Origin of the sequence: Acinetobacter genomosp. 33YU (assembly GCF_001990725.1) — a bacterium.
Taxonomy (GTDB): domain Bacteria; phylum Pseudomonadota; class Gammaproteobacteria; order Pseudomonadales; family Moraxellaceae; genus Acinetobacter; species Acinetobacter seifertii.
Map to the genome: position 1 here is coordinate 218,080 of NZ_LFZQ01000009.1, position 17,966 is coordinate 236,045.

A 17,966-nucleotide genomic window follows, 5' to 3' on the forward strand; every position below is an offset into this window, starting at 1 on the left:
TCCACATAAAAAAGAAGCCTATCGAGATAGGCTTCTTTAATCAAATTTTTAACCCAGTAGTTTATTTAGAACCTTTAATTCCCGCTTGTAATAACAATGCACCAAAACCACCAATTTTTTGTTCTTGAGGTTTTTCTTGCTTGCTACGTTGTGGACGTTCAACCTGATCTTTACGTGGTTGTTGTGGACGCTTACCTTGTGGCTTACGTTCAGAACGCTGATCGTTATTTTGCTCACGACGCGGTGGACGCTGTGCCTTAACAGGAGCTGCGCCTTCTGCGCGCATACTCAAGTTCACACGGTTACGCTCAGCATCAACTTGCATCACACGTACTTGTACAATCTGACCCGGTTTAACTACTTTATGCGGATCAGAAACAAACTCATTTGCTAATTCAGAGATATGAACTAAACCGTCTTGATGTACACCAATATCAACAAAGGCACCAAAGTTTGTGACATTGGTAATTACACCTTCAAGCTGCATGCCTTCAGTCAATTGACCCACTTCAGTGATATCTTCGCGGAATTTAGCAGTACGGAACTCTGGACGCGGGTCACGACCTGGTTTTTCAAGTTCAGCTAATACGTCTTGAACTGTTGGCAAACCAAATTTGTCATCAACAAATTCATCGGCTTTTACCTGACTAATGATTTCGGTATTACCAATAATGTCTTTAACTGTCGTCGCTTTCGCCGCAACAATTTTCTCAACAAGACCATAACTTTCAGGGTGAACAGCAGAAGCATCTAAAGGTTCAGAGCCATTTTGGATACGCAAGAAGCCAGCCGCTTGTTCAAAAGTGCGCTCACCTAAACGAGGTACGCTTTTCAACGCTTGACGGTTATCAAAACGACCATGCTCTTTACGGTATTCAACGATTTGCTGAGCAATTGCTTTGTTTAAACCTGCTATATAAGCCAAGATTGCTGGTGAAGCAGTATTTACATCAACACCAACAGCATTCACACAGTCTTCAACTACCGCATCAAGTGTTTTTGCCAAACCAGTTTGATTTACGTCGTGTTGATATTGACCTACACCAATAGATTTCGGATCAATCTTCACAAGCTCAGCAAGTGGGTCTTGTAAACGGCGAGCAATAGAAACTGCTCCACGAATTGAAACATCAAGCTCTGGAAGTTCTGCCGAAGCAAGTTCACTTGCAGAGTAAACAGATGCACCTGCTTCGCTTACAGTCACACGTGTTAATTTAAGGTCTGTATTTGCAGCCATCATTTCAGCAACTACAGCTTCTGTTTCACGGCTCGCAGTACCGTTACCAATCGCAATAAGCTCTACGTTATATTCACGACACAAACGAGCTAATTCAGCAATTGAACCTTCTTTGTCTTCTTTAGGCGCAAATGGATAAATCGTGCTATGAGCAAGTACATCACCTGCATCGCTTACGACAGCCAGTTTTACACCCGTACGAATACCAGGGTCAACACCTAAAGTTGTACGGCTACCTGCTGGGGCAGATAACAATAAATGACGAAGGTTTTCAGCAAATACCTGCATTGCTTCTGCTTCAGCAGCAAGACGTTTTTCTGTTAGCAATGAATGCTCGATTTGAGGACGAACTTTACCTAACCAGAATAATTTTGCAGTTTGCTTTAAGAAATCTTGGCGAGTTTGTGGCTGAACTTGATCAAGGTTGTATTCAGTTTCAATACGCGCCAAAGGTGCATCATCTTCACCATCTACTTTTAAACCAAGTACGTTTTCTTGACGGCCACGTAACATTGCCAATAAACGATGAGAAGGTAGTTTGTTTAAGCCTTCAGCGAATTCAAAGTAATCGCGGAACTTTTTACCGACTTCTTTCTTTTCTTCAGAAGCAACTGTACTTTTTAATACTGCTGTTTTTGCAAAAGTTGCTTTTAATTCTGTAGTCAGCGCAATGTTTTGTGCCCAGTCATCAATCAAAATATGCTGAATTGCATCTAACTGACTTTCAATATCTGGATATTCTTCATGACTAAAACCAGCCAATGCTTCTGTCGGGTCAATTTGTTCTGCAATAATTTTTTCAGCGATTGGTCCTAGACCCGCTTCTTTCGCCTTGAAAGACTTACTCGTACGCTTAGGACGGTACGGTGCATAAATTTCTTCTAAAGCATTTTTTGTTTCGGCTGCATTCACCCGCGCCAATAAGTCATCATTCAATTTATTCTGTTCTTGCAATGACTGAATGACCTTTTCACGGCGCTCATATAAATCACGTAAATACGCTAAACGAGTATCTAATTGGCGTAACTGCGTATCATCTAAACCTTGTGTTACTTCTTTACGGTAACGGGCAATAAATGGAACACTGGCACCTTCGTCAATTAAGCGGATGGCAGCTTCTACTTGGTTTGGACGTACGGCAAGCTCACTTGCCAACTGCTGAACTAAGTCAGTCATCGTGTTTGATCCCACAAGGATAAAGTTTAAAAGCAATGATTATAAAGACCAAGCCCATAAAATCCACACTTGTTTGCGTATTCAAAACGTTTTTTTGTATTGACTATGAATTTTTCACATTCTTATCTTAAAAAAACTCTTTTAAAACCTGATCTATTTGTCATTCTACTTTTCAAGTCGAACTTTATTTAAAGATAGGAGTTGTAGCAACTCTTCTAGTATCCAATTAAATTTTTTAATACAAATTACGAGAAAATGAACATATTGATACATGGCTAGAAGGTATAAAAACTTCATTTTTCTTCTTTTTATATATAAATTTTGAGCCTCTCATCAATAAAACATCTAACAATACTTGTAAAAACTAAAGAATGAATGAAGAGAATTTTTTTAAATAATTTATTTGAAACAAATATTTATTAAAATTTAATCGATAAAAATCTAGCGAATGCTTGAATATTTGGTTTTTTATCGCGGGCTTTGCTAAATTATGGGCATAAGATGTTGTTTTTTGGTTTCAAGCACCTACGAAAATTGTAATTTTGAGCAAATTGATACATAGTCTTAACAAGAACATCGGCATTATACTGAGGGCTTGCTGGCAATAAGCCTGAGCGCCCCAATAATATATAAATTATGACTTTAAAAGGGAGTACATCATGAGTTTAGTTGTACCTGCTGAACATCCTGAAACCGTACATAACGAAACGGATCGTGTCGAGCGCATTTTAGTAGTCGATGACGATGTGCGTTTACGTACCCTCTTGCAACGCTTTTTAGAAGATAAAGGCTTTGTTGTAAAAACTGCCCACGACGCTTCGCAAATGGATCGTTTATTACAACGTGAGTTATTTTCGCTTATCGTTCTCGATTTCATGTTACCCGTTGAAGATGGTTTAAGTATTTGCCGACGCTTACGTCAGTCAAACATTGATACTCCTATTATCATGTTAACTGCTCGTGGTAGTGACTCTGATCGTATTGCTGGTCTAGAAGCTGGTGCAGATGACTATTTACCAAAACCATTTAACCCTAATGAGCTTCTAGCACGTATTCGCGCAGTATTACGTCGTCAAGTTCGTGAAGTTCCAGGTGCTCCAAGCCAACAAGTTGAAGTAGTTAGTTTCGGCCCATGGTCTTTAGATCTATCTACACGTACGCTTACTCGTGAAGGTCAAATCGTTACATTGACTACAGGTGAGTTTGCGGTATTGAAGGCTTTGGTACAGCATCCACGCGAACCATTAACACGTGACAAACTCATGAACTTGGCTCGTGGTCGTGAATGGGGTGCAATGGAACGTTCTATTGATGTTCAGGTATCTCGTCTACGTCGTCTGATTGAAGATAATCCAGCACGTGCACGCTACATCCAAACTGTGTGGGGCGTAGGTTATGTGTTTGTTCCAGACGGTGCTGAATAAGTTTGAGATAAAATAGAGTGACTTTAGAGCCAATTCCACCACAAAACTTTACCGATTACGTTACGTACTCAGAGCGTAAACGGACGAGGTGGGAACGTTTTCTCGACAAGATTAAGCCACGTTCTGCTGCCATGCGTACCACCATTTTGGTACTGCTGGTGGTGTTCTTTAGCCTGTTTATGTCATTGTGGTTTTTTTGGCGCACTCTCTATTTACCAGAAATTCAACAACATGCCCGTTATCTGGCTGTTGAACTAGAACTGGTCAATAACCCTAATATTCGTATTTTACATGGTAATAACGAAGTTGATATCGATACCTGGTTACGTAATCGGGTTGGTATTGAATACATAACCGATCCTAAAGAATATCCTAGTGTCCGCGATAAAGTTATTGCCGAGTTTTTTACCAATCACGTTGAGCAGAAGCTAGCCAATGAGATTGGCACTAAGGACGTTACGGTTTACTTCCAATTTAAACCAAGTCCTCGTATTTGGATTCAAACTCCTGAAATGCATGGTAATTGGGTCCGTGAGCCTCTAAAAACATATGCAAACTATAGCCCTGAACTATTAATTGGTTGGGTTGTGGGTGTTCCTTTAGCCTCAGCCATCATTATTTTGATTTTGGTTCGACAAATGAACCGCCCTTTGCGTCGTTTGCAAAATGCTGCTAATGAATATAGTAAGTCAGGAACAGCGCCTTACCTAGATACCAATCATGGTCCACTAGAAATTCGCCAAGTAAACCAAGCGTTTAATCGCATGGTATATACCCTTGATCAAACCGAGCGTGAACGACGGATTATGTTGGCTGGTATTTCACATGATTTGCGAACGCCCCTTACACGTATTCGTTTAACGGCAGAAATGTTGCCTGATGAGTTTTTTCGTGAAGGCTTGGTGTATGACGTAGATGATATGGATGCGATTTTAAATCAGTTCATCTCGTATATGCGCGACGGTTCGGATGAAGAATTAAAAGACACTAATATCAATATGTTATTGCAGGAATTAATTGTTCAGTTTAAACCGCTTGATATTCGTTTCGAAATGCAAGATGTACCGATTATTCCTGCACGTAGCCTCTCATTAAAACGTCTCATTGCCAACCTAATTAATAACGCAAAGCGTTATGGTGCAGAGCCAATCGAACTCAGTGCAAAAGTTGAAAATGAACATATTTTGATTACGGTGGCCGACAATGGTGAAGGCATTCCCGAGGACCAAATTGAAGAATTAATGCAACCTTTTGTTAGAGGTAACGCTGCTAGAACCATTCAAGGTAGTGGTTTAGGCCTTGCAATTGTTAAACGTATTGTCGATATTCACCAAGGTGAGATCCAAATTCACAACCGTGAACAAGGTGGCTTAGAAGTTATTATTTCGTTACCTATCCCAAAACCAGCGGCTGAAGAAAATACCACGACAAATCCGTTAGAAAAAATTAAACAAACTTTAAGTGAGCGCTTCTAATTTGATCGAATGATCATTTAAAGTGCTATTTTAAATTTTTAAAAAATATTTAAAATCAATTAAATATAAATCATAAAAATAAATTATACCCACATTTATTTAAAAAATTAGACCTTAGCCTAACACCTATGCACTTTTCATTTTTTCATAGCTAAAATCCCGTATGTTTTGACAATATTGAGGATGTCCAATGTCTTTAAGTCGTATTCGCCTAGCTTCTCTTCATGACAAGGTCATCAGTGCTGAACAAGCTGCGCAATTCATCGAAAATGGAATGACCGTTGGTATGAGTGGTTTTACTCGTGCCGGTGAAGCTAAAGCTGTTCCACAGGCACTTGTAGAGCATGCAAAGAAAAATCCGTTAAAAATCACGTTAATTACGGGTGCTAGCTTAGGTAATGACTTAGACAAACAACTCACGGAAGCAGGTGTTTTATCTCGTCGCATGCCTTTTCAGGTAGACAACACTTTACGCCGCGCAATTAACAACGGCGAAGTCATGTTCATTGATCAACACTTATCAGAAACTGTTGAGCAAATGCGCAATCAGCAATTGAAACGTCCAGACGTTGCAGTAATTGAAGCAATTGCAATTACTGAAGATGGCGGCATTATCCCGACTACCTCTGTAGGTAACTCAGCAAGTTTTGCTATTTTTGCCGAAAAAGTTATTGTTGAAATCAATACATCTTTAAGCGAAAGCTTTGAAGGTTTGCACGACATCTACATTCCGACTTATCGTCCAACACGTACGCCAATTCCATTAACAAAAGTGGATGAGCGTATTGGTACAACAGCAATTCAAATCGATCCTGCAAAAATTGTAGGTATTGTATTTAACGATACACATGACTCACCATCAACAGTCACTCCTCCAGATGATGAGACTCAAGGTATTGCAAACCACTTAATTGCTTTCTTTAATAAAGAAGTTGCAGAAGGTCGTTTACCGAAAAACCTTGGTCCATTACAAGCAGGAATTGGCTCTATTGCCAATGCTGTATTAACAGGTTTAAAAGATTCTGATTTTGAAGACCTCATCATGTACTCAGAAGTACTACAAGACTGTACTTTTGAACTCATTGATGCAGGTAAAATGAAGTTTGCTTCTGGTAGCTCAATTACCCTTTCAGCGAAATGTGGCGAAAAAGTTTTTGGCAATATCGAAGCTTACAAAGACAAATTAGTGCTTCGTCCGCAAGAAATTTCTAACCACCCTGAATTAGTTCGTCGTTTAGGCATTATTGGCATTAACACTGCGCTTGAGTTTGATATTTACGGTAACGTGAACTCAACTCACGTATGTGGTACAAAAATGATGAATGGTATCGGTGGTTCAGGTGACTTCGCGCGTAACGCACACTTGGCGATCTTTGTGACTAAATCAATTGCTAAAGGCGGCGATATTTCCTCTATCGTGCCAATGGTGAGCCACGTTGACCACAGCGAACACGACGTTGATATTTTAGTGACAGAGCAAGGTCTAGCAGACTTACGCGGTTTAGCACCTCGCGAACGCGCTCGCGCTATTATTGATAACTGTGTACACCCACTTTATCGTGATGCATTAAATGACTACTTTGACCGTGCATGTGCCAAAGGTGGACATACTCCTCACTTACTTCGTGAAGCATTGTCTTGGCATGCAAACTTTGAAGAGACAGGTCAAATGCTTCAAGCAGCACCAGTTGCAAAATCAGCTTAAATCACTGGTTTAATTCAAGCACTCCTTCGGGGGTGCTTTTTTATTTGTTTAAATTATTAATAAACACTGCTCAAGCTCGTATTTTTATTTTATCTTTTCAGCACATCAAAACAAAAAGTAGAAATCCGCATGTTCATTATTCGCCAATTTACAAATGCAGATCTGGATGATGTCGTTAATTTATGGGAAAGCTGCGGTCTCACCCGCCCTTGGAATAGTCCTGAAACAGATATTTTCAGAAAAGTTTCACAACAAGATGATTTATTTTTAGTTGCTATTAAAGATGAGCAACTGATTGGCACGCTCATGGGCGGTTACGACGGTCATAGAGGCTGGATTAATTATTTAGCTGTTCACCCCCACCAACAACGCTTAGGCATCGCTACAGCGCTTGTACAGCAACTTGAGAAGCGCCTTATCGCTCGTGGTTGCCCAAAACTTCAATTATTGGTACGTAAAGATAATTTGAATGTATTGAACTTTTACGAACAGCTCGGTTACGACGAAGTAGAAGCCGTGTGTTTAGGCAAACGACTCATTAATGATAATCCTCACGAGTAGAGACAAGTTTTCAGTTGAGCTATTTTTAGAAAGTGAAGGTAATATTGGGGATAACCCTATTTGCTTGTGGATAAAATGAGATTTATACACAGCCACGATTTCATATTTTTTATTAAATCAGCAGACATGAAAAAAGCCCCATACTTTAAAGTATGGGGCTTTTTCGAATATGGTGGCGAGACCCAGGATCGAACTGGGGACACACGGATTTTCAATCCGTTGCTCTACCTACTGAGCTATCACGCCGATGGCCTGTATTAAGCCGTATCTCAGAACAATAGTCAACAATTATCCTGAGTTTCTGATTTAAATGGATATTTTTTATACTTAAAAAAAATCCCTGATGGGATCAGGGATTGAAAACACAAATAATGGTGGCGAGACCCAGGATCGAACTGGGGACACACGGATTTTCAATCCGTTGCTCTACCTACTGAGCTATCACGCCGAATTGGGCGTATTAAACAATGTTTATTAGTTAACGTCAAGTAACTTCCGCATTTTTTGTAACAAGTGATTATTTTTAAATCATAGTTACAGTAAAAATAGGCTTTTAGGTATGTAGTTTACCAATATGTGCTAAACAACGATGGATAGCCCCACATCCCGGTTCAAAAATTTTAACGCCATTTGATTCTTCTATACGGCAAGCTTCTTCAACTAAGCGCTCAGCGACACCACGACCACGGTTAGCAGGATGCACAACAATATATTCAAGAACCTTGCTTTCACCTTGTCCTGAAGACCAAATTGCACCTATAATTTTGGTGTTAAATTCGGCAGTGTATAGCGTGGTATACTGCTGTAAATCTTGTTCAAGTTGTTCAATCGCATCGTGCCCGTCACCAAACTCCGGACTTGTATCATACAAACGCTCAAGCTGATCACGAATCTCTGAATTATCTAGAGAACTATAAGCATGTACGGTAATAGGCATTGATTAACCCTCCTGAGCAAACTATGATGCTGTCACGAATTCGTCACAGCGAAATTGTCGTTAACATCCAATCATTTTTGACGTTTTTTTGAGGAACGTGTCCATGACGCAACGTATCAGTGAAGTGGTTAGAAATACCAATGAAACCAAAATTCGAGTTCGCTTAAATCTCGATGGTACTGGTCAAGGCACACTAAACACCGGAGTTCCATTTTTAGACCATATGATTGATCAAATCAAGCGACATGGCTTATTTGATATCGATATTCATTGTGATGGAGACCTCGAGATTGATGATCATCATACCGTAGAAGATTGCGGTATCACGCTTGGACAAGCTTTTGCACAAGCTTTAGGTGATAAAAAAGGTTTACGTCGTTATGGTCATTTTTATGCACCATTAGACGAAGCTTTATCTCGCGTAGTGGTAGATTTATCTGGTCGTCCGGGTTTATTTATGGATATTCCATTTACTCGCGCACGTATTGGTACTTTTGATGTGGATTTATTTTCCGAGTTTTTCCAAGGTTTCGTAAACCATGCGCTTATGACCTTACACATTGATAACCTAAAAGGTAAAAATAGCCACCATCAAATCGAGAGTGTATTTAAAGCACTAGCACGTGCTTTACGTATGGCATGTGAAATTGATCCACGTGCTGAAAACACGATTGCATCGACAAAAGGTAGCCTCTAATGACACGTATCGCGTTACTTGATTATGGCATGGGCAATCTACACTCAGCTGCTAAAGCACTTGAGCATGTAGGCGCTACAGTCGATGTAACTAACGACCCAAAATTAATTGCACAAGCCGACAAAATTGTTTTCCCGGGTGTTGGGGCAATGCGTGACTGTATGCAAGGCATGCGTGAAGCAGGTATTGATGAAGTGGTACGCAAAGCTGCTTTTAATAAACCTGTGCTTGCAATTTGCGTAGGCATGCAAGCATTACTGCAAAGTTCTGAAGAAAATGGCGGTGTAGACGCACTAGGCATTTTTGACGGCGTAGTAAAGCACTTCCCTCAAATGGAAGGTTTGAAAGTCCCACACATGGGCTGGAACCAAGTTCACCAAATGGACCCAAGCCATCCAATGTGGAACAACATTGAACAAGATGCTCGCTTCTACTTTGTACACAGTTACTATGTTGAACCGAAAGATGAAAAGCTTGTGGCTGCAACATGCGAATATGGCGTGAACTTCTGCACAGCAATTCACAAAGATAATTTATTTGCGACTCAATTCCATCCAGAGAAAAGCCATACTGCTGGATTGCAGTTACTTAAAAACTTTGTGGAATGGAATATTTAATTTCACGAAAGCTTTAAACAGATCAGGTCTAGATGGCCTGATCTTTTTTTTTATTTATAATAACTACCAATCATTTATAGAATGATATTTTATTCAACAAAATATTGAATATTTATACTTTTAAATAAAACCAAATGAACAGGATAAACAAAATGAATTCACCTTTTGAAAATCAACCACTTCAGCAGGATTCACCCTTTAAGGCGAATGGTCGTTTTGGACGACTCTCATATGCTGCTTGGACATTCTTATTTACACTCGTCCTCGTTATTGCCTTTCTGCTTATTGCTTTTACTTTCGGTCTTACACAAAATGAGGGCGCCCCAGGTTTTACTGCGCCGGGCATCATCGCTATTGCCATTCTCTATATCGTTGGTATTTATATTAGCTTCGTATTTACTATTCGCCGTTTGCATGACCGTAATAATAGCGGATGGTTATCTTTACTCATGCTCGTACCAGTCGTGAACATTGGCCTTGCCATTTATTTATTCTGTGCAAAAGGAACTGAAGGCCCTAATGATTATGGACCAAAGCGTCCAACGCCAAGCTGGGAACGTGTTTTAGGTTGGATCTATATTGTCATTATTCCACTCGCATTTGTTTTCGGAGTTATTGTTGCAATGATGGTTCCGAGTTATCAAAGTTATATCGAAAGAAGCGAAAGTATTGAAATTGGTACACCATCTCAGTCTCAATAATTTTTAAAGTTTCGTAAAGCCTAGTTCTCTAGGCTTTATTCATATATAAAGGGAATAGCTCAATTTATTTGTACGCTGTTAAATATGCCCGAAACCTTTCCCCTCCTCGACAAAGCCTCTATTCAACAGCTCCCACCTTTTAAAAATCTTAACCACCAAAATATTGTGGTGATTGAAAATATTGAGCAATGCAAAACTATTGAAGAAGAATTAAAAGCAGCGATCTTTTTAGGGTTTGATTCAGAGTCTAAACCGACATTTCGGGTAGGTGAGGTCTCGACGGGTCCACATCTGATTCAGCTTGCCACAGAACATAAAGCCTATTTATTTCATGTCAATTCATCGACTTTAAAGTTTTTGCAGCCTATTTTGTCAAACCCTCAGCAACTTAAAGTCGGCTTTGGTCTTAAGAATGATAAGCACATTTTTCATAAAAAAGGCATAGAGCTTGAAAGCTGCATTGACCTTGCTAAAGGTTTTAGTCACTTTGGTTTTACCCAGCAAATGGGTGTACAAAAAGCCGTAGCACTGTTATTTGGACAATATCTTTCAAAGTCAAAGAAAGTCGGAACATCAAATTGGGCGCAAAAGCCACTTACACCACAGCAAATCAGTTATGCGTCTGCCGATGCGTATGCTGCCTTACTGGTATTTTTAGAGCTTCGTAAACAAAACTTATTACCGGCTCACATTTCACAAACGATTCAAACCGCACTTCACGCGTAAAGTTATAAAAGTCTTTTCTAAGGCTTAGCGATTGATCAATACTTTGCTAAGATGTGCACAATTTCATAAACATGATGAAGCAAGGAGCGAAAGCATGCTAATCATTCCAGCAATTGACCTGAAAGATGGTAAATGTGTGCGTTTAAAACAAGGGCGTATGGAAGACGATACCGTTTTCTCTGACGATCCGGTTGCAACTGCCCAGCATTGGGTAAATGAAGGCGCACGTCGTTTGCATTTGGTCGATTTGAATGGTGCTTTCGCAGGTACGCCTATCCATAAACCTGTTGTTGAAGCGATTGCTAAAGCTCAGCCAGAATTACCAATTCAAATTGGTGGTGGTATTCGTTCATTAGAAACGATTGAACATTACTTAGAAGCTGGTGTGACTTTTGTCATTATCGGGACTAAAGCAGTTCAAGAGCCAGAATTTGTAGAAGAAGCTTGTAAGCGCTTTGCAGGTCACATCATTGTTGGTATTGATGCCATGAATGGTATGGTTGCAACTGACGGTTGGGCAAACGTTACTGACGTGAAAGCAACCGACTTAGCAAAACGCTTTGCAGATGCTGGCGTGTCTAGCATTGTTTATACAGACATTGCACGTGATGGCATGATGCAAGGTGTAAACGTTGAGCAAACTGTCAACTTGGCTCAATACTCTGGCTTACCAGTGATTGCTTCAGGTGGCGTAACGAACCTTGATGACGTTCGTAATTTAAAAGGCAAACCAGGCATTTTAGGTGCAATCACAGGTCGTGCAATTTATGAAGGCACTCTAAACCTTCGTGAAGCTCAGCTTTTGTTAGATGAAAACCGTCTTTAATTTTTAAGATGTAAAAAAAGAGCCTGTTTAGGCTCTTTTTTTATTTTAATCATTTCTAATTTAATAGTTTTTCTAAATCGATCACCTCATCTGCCAGTTCCATTGCATAGGGTGAATGCGTAATCATAATCACGGACGGAACAACTTGCTGAATATATGCAAGTATATCTTTTGCAGTATCTACATCTAAAGCTGCGGTCGGTTCATCTAATATGATAAGTTGTGGGCGTGCTAAAAGACCTCGAAGGATACAAATTCTTTGCTTTTCTCCCCCTGAAAAATTCTTATAAATTTCAGTTAGATCATCATCGAGCGTTAACTCATGCTTTTTCAAAATATGCGATAGTTTAAACTGCTCAAGCATCTGAATTAAGTAAGAATCTTCATATATATACTGAGAGTTATAAACCAAATTATCTCTTAAAGAATAAGGGAAAATAACAGGTTGCTGGGCAACATAGACCACTTCATCAAAAATATGCTTAGAAAAGTTATGACTGATATCGACATTTTTATAAAAAAGCTGCCCTGACTGAATCTGATATACCCCCATTAAATAATTCATCAGAGAAGTTTTACCTAGCCCTGTTTGCCCAATCACGACATACGTTTTATTAGCCAAAATTGTTAAATTAAAATGGTCTACTGCTCTTTTTCCTAACGAAAATTTGGCATTTATAAATTGAAATATGACTTCAGAATGTTGAATGGTAGACGACGTATATTGCTCTTTCTTGAGATTAAAATACTGTCGGTATTTTGCTAAAGCCACAAAGTTGCCATTTAACCGCATCAAACTTTGGGAAACAGCCAAAAATGGATTGGTGAGTTGAATAATATAAGTACTTATCAATACGAAAGCCCCAGCTGTCAATTGCTTGTCAGTTGAAAGAAATACGGTAAATAACATAAAAATAAGTAAGAATAAAAAGATCATAAACAACTGAGAAATCATCAATAATCCTATTTTCTTATTTCTATCTTTTGCCGTTGTGATATATAAATTTAGAGTGTCATTAAATTTCGATAACTGAAACGGCACTGCATTTTTTACTTTAATTTCATAGGAGTTAGATATTTGATGTATTAAATGACTATTCACTAAATTGTCTTTTTCATACATAGCATCGAATAGTGAACTACTTCTTTTATTTATATAAAAGGAAACGATAAAAATAATAATAGCGACCAATAAAAAGCTAAAACTGAAAAGTAAACTAATGGTCGTAAACAAAACCGCAAAAATCATTACCAATTGGAAAATAATTGGTCCTAAATAAAAAGTTAACGTTAAATTAATCTCACCAAAAGCAGTACTTCCTCTTTCAAGATCACTCATTACTGTTCCAGCCTCGATTTGATCTTGTGCATCTTTTTTAAGATTTAAATAATTTTTTAAGCCTGCATAAATTAATGATCCTTTGAAATCGACCATCAAATAAGCCCCAAAAATATTTTGCGTCCAATGGCATAACTCATTGACTAACCATGCGGTCGCGTAGGCAAGTACAAGTAGATATAAAAAATTAAATGGGAGCTGAATATTGAGTAAAAAGTTATATTCGTGTGCAGAATAATCGATAATAATTTTTAGCAAGTATGGTAATAAAGTCGTAAAAAATGCTGCAAATACCACTAATAAAAACATAAGAAACATACTACTTCTTTGTTTCTTATAGTTTTCTTTAGAAATATTCCAGATAAATTTATAGTTCTGAATATCTTGCGAACTTAATAAAAACTTCATTTCTCTATCTTTTTTCTGTTAAAACGATTTAAAAATAATTTCATTACACAAGAAATATCATAACTTGTCTTATTTATTGTTCTTCATGTTTTTTGTTTAAAACTAAACTTACAACTTTTTAAATAAGATAAATGCAAGATATAAAACCGAATACTTCATATAGTTTTAAAAAAGATTTTAAAGTTAATACACCACATTACGAATGAATTTAAGTGTTTGATTGCCGCTATTCACATACGTATAAGTCACTGAACTGGCATATATAATTGAAGAACCAGCAGCTATGGTTTTTGAGCTATCCGCAAATTGTATCGTTAGCTCACCTTCTAATACATAAATAAGCTCTTGCCACCCTTCTGGGTCTGCTTCAGCAATATAAGACTCCCCTACTGCCAATGACCACGTCCAAAGCTCAACTTGGCTATGAGACGGAACTGAAGCCAATAATGTTGCTTTGCTTTCCTCTCTTTCACCCTGCCAAGCAAGTACATTAACCAAGGCTTGTTCTTTATGCTCGGGTGCGCTCACAATCGTTCTAAAGTCTACCCCCAACACTATCGCAATCGCGTCGAGTTTAGCCAAGCTGATATTGACTTGTCCTGTTTCTAAAGCAGCAATGGTACGTCTACTTACACCTGCCTGATCTGCCAATTCCTGTTGGCTTAAACCACGCTCATCTCTTAGTGAACGGATATTTGTGCCTACGTGCTGTAAAACGGTACTTGACTGGCTCATAGAATAGGTAGTAAAGAAAATTTGAGCAATATATTGCACAAAACTGAAGAATAGCGCAATATGTGCAGTATATTGCACAATTTATTTTAATTTTGAGTATGCTACCAATTTCTTTGAGTTCAAGCAAAGCCCCTCAGTTAGCACTCGTTTTGATTACTATGATTTGGGGCGGAACATTTCTTACAGTGCAATATGCACTGAATTTTACATCGCCTATGTTTTTTGTAGGCTGCCGCTTTGCTGTAGCAGCGCTAACGTTATTGCTTATTTCATTCAAGAGCATGAAAGGCGTTACGTTAAAAGACTTAGGTGCTGGTACTGCAATTGGTGTAGTGATTGTAGGCGGTTATGGAACTCAAACGATTGGCCTGCAAACCATTCCGAGTAGTGAGTCAGCTTTCTTAACGGCGCTTTATGTTCCACTTGTTCCTATTTTAATGTGGCTCATCTTTAGAAAGACGCCACATGTCATGACTTGGGTGGGAGCAGCTTTGGCTTTTGCTGGTCTTGTTTTATTAACAGGAAATGGTTTTGAGCAAATTTCATTAACTTTTGGGCAGCTTTTAACAGTACTTGGCTCAGTTGCAATTGCTTTAGAAATTATTTTTATTAGTTACTTTGCTGGAAAGGTAAATTTGCGCCGTGTAACCATTATTCAACTTGCTGTCGCGTCTCTACTTTCGTTTGCCGTTATGCCTGTGGTGGGCGAGCATACGATTCCAGCATTTTCATGGCCGCTTGTACTCCTTGCTGTTACATTAGGTTTAGCAAGTGCACTGATTCAATTTGTGATGAATTGGGCTCAGCGTATGGTTGATCCTTCACGTGCTGCGATTATCTATGCAGGAGAGCCTGTTTGGGCAGGAGTTATTGGCCGAATCGCAGGTGAGCGATTACCAGTTATTGCTCTTTTTGGCGGTGCTTTAGTGGTGTTAGGTGTTTTAGTCAGTGAGTTAAAACTTAAGTTACCCATTAAAAAAACTAAAAAAATTCGAGAATAAAAAAAAGAGAGCTTAACGCTCTCTTTTTTATATCTATTATTTTTTCTTTAATAAAATGCAGGGCTCGTAGTACTCAACTGTCGGCATTGGATCATAAAATGGATGAAGCAATTTCTTCCATTCCTGATAAGCCTCAGACTTTCTAAACCCTTCGGTATGATGCTCAATCTCATCCCAAGAGATCATTAGAATATAATGATGTGGGTCAGTTGCATGCTTAATCAGTTGGACAGCATTAAAGCCTTCCATTGGATAAACAATATGTTTTGCCTGCTCGAATGCTTTAAGAAATGCTTCACTTTGCCCAGGCTTTATACTCAAATGCACATGTTCAATAATCATGATTTATTGATACATCGGACGATTGTCGTTTAATGCAATCAAACCGCGAATTGCACGATATACGATCCAGATCCATGCCGCTGTAATCACGCCCACACAGAATACGGTCGATGAGATCGCAACACCTGCAAATAAATCGGTATTTTCACCTGTAAAAAACAAGAAAATAAACGGTAAAAAGGCAATAATATTCCAAGCGAGATACCACCAGAATGTTCTGATTTGCCAAGTAAAGTGACTCGCAAAAATTGAACCTTGTACATCGGAACGTTTTACGTAGTTAATAATTAAAGCAATAATCGCGAGTAAGCCGCCCGTAAAAATGGCAACAATATAAAGCACATACAAAATAAGTGTTAAAGTACGATTTGGATCTTGGTCGATAGAACTATTCATTTTTATACCTCTCAAGTTTAATAAAACAATTTACTTTTATGATCCCCGCAAAACGTTTAAAGGAGAAATTAGCCACAAAATCAAAAGTAAATGAAGGAATATGGTACAAAAATAAATCTTACGAAATGGTTGTTTTTGTGTTTTATGTCTCAGTTTTTGTTGTGCCCACCATGCAGCTGGCCAACCACCTAAAAAGCTCACAATATGTAAAGTCTGTTCAGGAATACGGCGATTGCCTAGTTGTGCGGCTTCTTTATCTTGTGAATATAGCCAATAACTTAAGGCATTCATCATTAAAATAAACAACAAAGTATAAGCTGGTAGAACATGGATAAAGCTCATAATGCCCATTAAAACAAAATAGAATACGATGCCCATTTGCATGGCAGACCATGGTTTTGCCTGAAATGAAGATTCTGTTTTTGCTGACTTTGAAGCTTTACGCGTTTGTGATGCCTTTAAATAAGTGACTTGCTGGGCACGGAAGCGACCTCGCTCATCTAGAATGACCAAATACTCTAGTGCACAGCCAATAATTGGCCGAGGACCGGGGCGTGCAAAATCTTTGATATGCAAAAAGACTCGCTCTTTTTCAGCATCGTCTGGCTGAATAAAGCCATAACCTTTTTCGTCAAACCATTCGACTAAACGCCCCTGATCTCGCATCTTTATTCCTTTTATGCTTTTACATGACTTAAACGGTCTTGCATCATTGCTCGCATTTCTTGCGGGTCTTTTTGCAAAATGTCGTCGCCAGTACGTCCTTCTTCTTTATTTTTTTGAGCAACTTGCAAGCGCATTGACCAAAAGCGGCATGCTGCCATTGCTAAGAATACATCTAAACATTCAAGTTCATCTGAAGTAAGCACACGAACCTTTTGGTATGCCGCTAAGTAAGCTGCCACTTTGTCTGAGTTTAAATGCGCTGCTGGATATTCGGTACAAAAATCATTGATGGTAATCGCAATATCAAACAGCAATTCATCTTGATTTAACTCGTAAAAATCTAAAATACCTTGTAATTGATCACCTTCAAACAATGTATTGTCGCGGAATAAATCTGAATGAATAAAACCTGTTGGTCGGTTTGAATACTGCGCTGTTTTAGTATTAAAAGCTTGATAGGCCTGCTCAAGTAAAGCTTGGTCATCTTGAGTCATATTTGGCTTAAGCTGCTCTGCAACGCCTGTCCAATATTGATGATCGCGTCTATATTCACGTTCAAGCGGAAAGTCCTGTAAAGCCACATGCAGTTTCGCCTGTGCATCTGCAATTGCTGCAACTTGTGCTACTGTAGTTTGCATGGGATGGTGACCCATGAGACGTGGTGCAATCTGTGCAGGCTTGTCTGCAATCACGTGAACCGCTTGTCCGCTGTGTTTTAACGGTACAGCAACGGGTACATCATGAGTCCCCAATTGTTCAAGTACAGGAATAAGTTCACCTGCCCCTTGTGCATCTAACTCTTCAAACACGGTAAGTACATACTGTTTGCGGTTTACATCAACCAAAAAATAATTGGTGTTTTGAATACCTCCCTGAATTGGGTTCAGCTCCAACACCTCTAATCCATAAGGTGCAGCAAAGGTGCGAACTTCATCTAAACTCAACGGGGTATAAACCGACATGGAAAACCTGCAAAAAACATCTGTGAAGTTTGATA

General features: G+C 38.9%; 18 protein-coding genes, 2 tRNA genes and 1 pseudogene. 11 read left to right on the plus strand and 10 right to left on the minus strand.

The window, feature by feature from the left end; all coding sequences use genetic code 11:
- Positions 1–61: 61 nt before the first annotated feature.
- Complete coding sequence (locus AC056_RS11360; RefSeq protein ID WP_077163657.1) at positions 62–2,413, minus strand: Tex family protein; 2,352 nt, start codon at positions 2,411–2,413, stop codon at positions 62–64.
- 659 nt (positions 2,414–3,072) lie between these two features.
- Between AC056_RS11360 and ompR the strand changes: the two genes are divergently transcribed.
- The 5 genes and pseudogenes from ompR (at position 3,073) to AC056_RS11385 (ending at position 7,578) form a co-directional block, all read left to right on the plus strand.
- A complete protein-coding gene (gene ompR, locus AC056_RS11365) occupies positions 3,073–3,837 on the plus strand; it encodes a two-component system response regulator OmpR (RefSeq protein WP_000060753.1) in 765 nt (254 codons plus the stop codon).
- A gap of 17 nt (positions 3,838–3,854) precedes the next feature.
- A complete protein-coding gene (locus tag AC056_RS11370) occupies positions 3,855–5,312 on the plus strand; it encodes an ATP-binding protein (RefSeq protein WP_019458448.1) in 1,458 nt (485 codons plus the stop codon).
- Positions 5,313–5,365: 53 nt separating this feature from the next.
- Positions 5,366–5,467 (plus strand): annotated as a pseudogene (locus AC056_RS11375) (hypothetical protein); the annotation flags it as partial.
- 35 nt (positions 5,468–5,502) lie between these two features.
- Positions 5,503–7,017 (plus strand): acetyl-CoA hydrolase/transferase family protein, encoded by a 1,515-nt coding sequence (locus AC056_RS11380; protein ID WP_002116671.1) that lies wholly within the window; start codon positions 5,503–5,505, stop codon positions 7,015–7,017.
- Between the two features lie 129 nt (positions 7,018–7,146).
- Positions 7,147–7,578: a GNAT family acetyltransferase gene (locus AC056_RS11385; RefSeq protein ID WP_019458450.1), complete on the plus strand. Its 432-nt coding sequence runs from the start codon at positions 7,147–7,149 to the stop codon at positions 7,576–7,578.
- A gap of 170 nt (positions 7,579–7,748) precedes the next feature.
- Here AC056_RS11385 and AC056_RS11390 read toward each other — a convergent pair.
- The 3 genes from AC056_RS11390 to AC056_RS11400 form a co-directional block, all read right to left on the minus strand.
- A tRNA-Phe gene (locus AC056_RS11390) sits at positions 7,749–7,824 on the minus strand.
- A gap of 126 nt (positions 7,825–7,950) precedes the next feature.
- Positions 7,951–8,026 (minus strand) — tRNA-Phe (locus tag AC056_RS11395).
- 105 nt (positions 8,027–8,131) lie between these two features.
- Positions 8,132–8,515: a GNAT family N-acetyltransferase gene (locus tag AC056_RS11400; RefSeq protein ID WP_019458451.1), complete on the minus strand. Its 384-nt coding sequence runs from the start codon at positions 8,513–8,515 to the stop codon at positions 8,132–8,134.
- A gap of 103 nt (positions 8,516–8,618) precedes the next feature.
- Between AC056_RS11400 and hisB the strand changes: the two genes are divergently transcribed.
- The 5 genes from hisB to hisA all read left to right on the plus strand — a co-directional run bounded on the left by hisB (position 8,619) and on the right by hisA (position 12,082).
- Positions 8,619–9,212 carry an imidazoleglycerol-phosphate dehydratase HisB gene (gene hisB, locus AC056_RS11405; RefSeq protein WP_000194096.1) on the plus strand — a complete coding sequence of 198 codons (594 nt, stop codon included), beginning with the start codon at positions 8,619–8,621 and terminating at the stop codon, positions 9,210–9,212.
- The gene (gene hisH, locus AC056_RS11410; RefSeq protein ID WP_004705110.1) at positions 9,212–9,829 is read left to right on the plus strand and encodes an imidazole glycerol phosphate synthase subunit HisH; all 618 of its coding nucleotides are present in this window, start codon (positions 9,212–9,214) and stop codon (positions 9,827–9,829) included. The genes hisB and hisH overlap by 1 nt, the downstream gene beginning before the upstream one ends.
- A 152-nt stretch (positions 9,830–9,981) precedes the next feature.
- Entirely contained in the window at positions 9,982–10,530 is a 549-nt protein-coding gene (locus AC056_RS11415; RefSeq protein ID WP_077163658.1) for a DUF805 domain-containing protein, read from the plus strand.
- Between the two features lie 84 nt (positions 10,531–10,614).
- A complete protein-coding gene (locus AC056_RS11420; RefSeq protein WP_077163659.1) occupies positions 10,615–11,256 on the plus strand; it encodes a 3'-5' exonuclease in 642 nt (213 codons plus the stop codon).
- Between the two features lie 94 nt (positions 11,257–11,350).
- The gene (hisA, locus tag AC056_RS11425; RefSeq protein ID WP_002052186.1) at positions 11,351–12,082 is read left to right on the plus strand and encodes a 1-(5-phosphoribosyl)-5-[(5-phosphoribosylamino)methylideneamino]imidazole-4-carboxamide isomerase; all 732 of its coding nucleotides are present in this window, start codon (positions 11,351–11,353) and stop codon (positions 12,080–12,082) included.
- A gap of 55 nt (positions 12,083–12,137) precedes the next feature.
- On the opposite strand, the gene AC056_RS11430 is transcribed toward hisA, so the two are convergent.
- A complete protein-coding gene (locus AC056_RS11430; protein WP_077163660.1) occupies positions 12,138–13,829 on the minus strand; it encodes an ATP-binding cassette domain-containing protein in 1,692 nt (563 codons plus the stop codon).
- A gap of 183 nt (positions 13,830–14,012) precedes the next feature.
- Positions 14,013–14,564, minus strand: coding sequence for a helix-turn-helix domain-containing protein (locus AC056_RS11435; RefSeq protein WP_213033487.1), 552 nt, complete (start codon positions 14,562–14,564; stop codon positions 14,013–14,015).
- A gap of 98 nt (positions 14,565–14,662) precedes the next feature.
- Between AC056_RS11435 and AC056_RS11440 the strand changes: the two genes are divergently transcribed.
- Entirely contained in the window at positions 14,663–15,565 is a 903-nt protein-coding gene (locus AC056_RS11440) for a DMT family transporter (RefSeq protein ID WP_077163796.1), read from the plus strand.
- A 36-nt stretch (positions 15,566–15,601) separates the two neighbouring features.
- Here the strand turns inward: AC056_RS11440 and AC056_RS11445 are convergent, their stop codons facing one another.
- Genes AC056_RS11445 through AC056_RS11460 form a run of 4 tightly spaced genes read right to left on the minus strand, consistent with a single transcriptional unit; the run spans position 15,602 to position 17,931 of the window.
- The gene (locus tag AC056_RS11445) at positions 15,602–15,907 is read right to left on the minus strand and encodes an antibiotic biosynthesis monooxygenase family protein (protein ID WP_031955657.1); all 306 of its coding nucleotides are present in this window, start codon (positions 15,905–15,907) and stop codon (positions 15,602–15,604) included.
- Between the two features lie 3 nt (positions 15,908–15,910).
- Complete coding sequence (locus tag AC056_RS11450; RefSeq protein ID WP_019458458.1) at positions 15,911–16,303, minus strand: DUF4870 family protein; 393 nt, start codon at positions 16,301–16,303, stop codon at positions 15,911–15,913.
- Positions 16,304–16,339: 36 nt separating this feature from the next.
- On the minus strand, positions 16,340–16,969 hold the full coding sequence (locus AC056_RS11455) for a DUF1294 domain-containing protein (protein WP_077163662.1): 630 nt from the start codon (positions 16,967–16,969) through the stop codon (positions 16,340–16,342).
- 11 nt (positions 16,970–16,980) lie between these two features.
- Positions 16,981–17,931 carry a homoserine kinase gene (locus AC056_RS11460; RefSeq protein ID WP_077163663.1) on the minus strand — a complete coding sequence of 317 codons (951 nt, stop codon included), beginning with the start codon at positions 17,929–17,931 and terminating at the stop codon, positions 16,981–16,983.
- Positions 17,932–17,966: the final 35 nt, after the last annotated feature.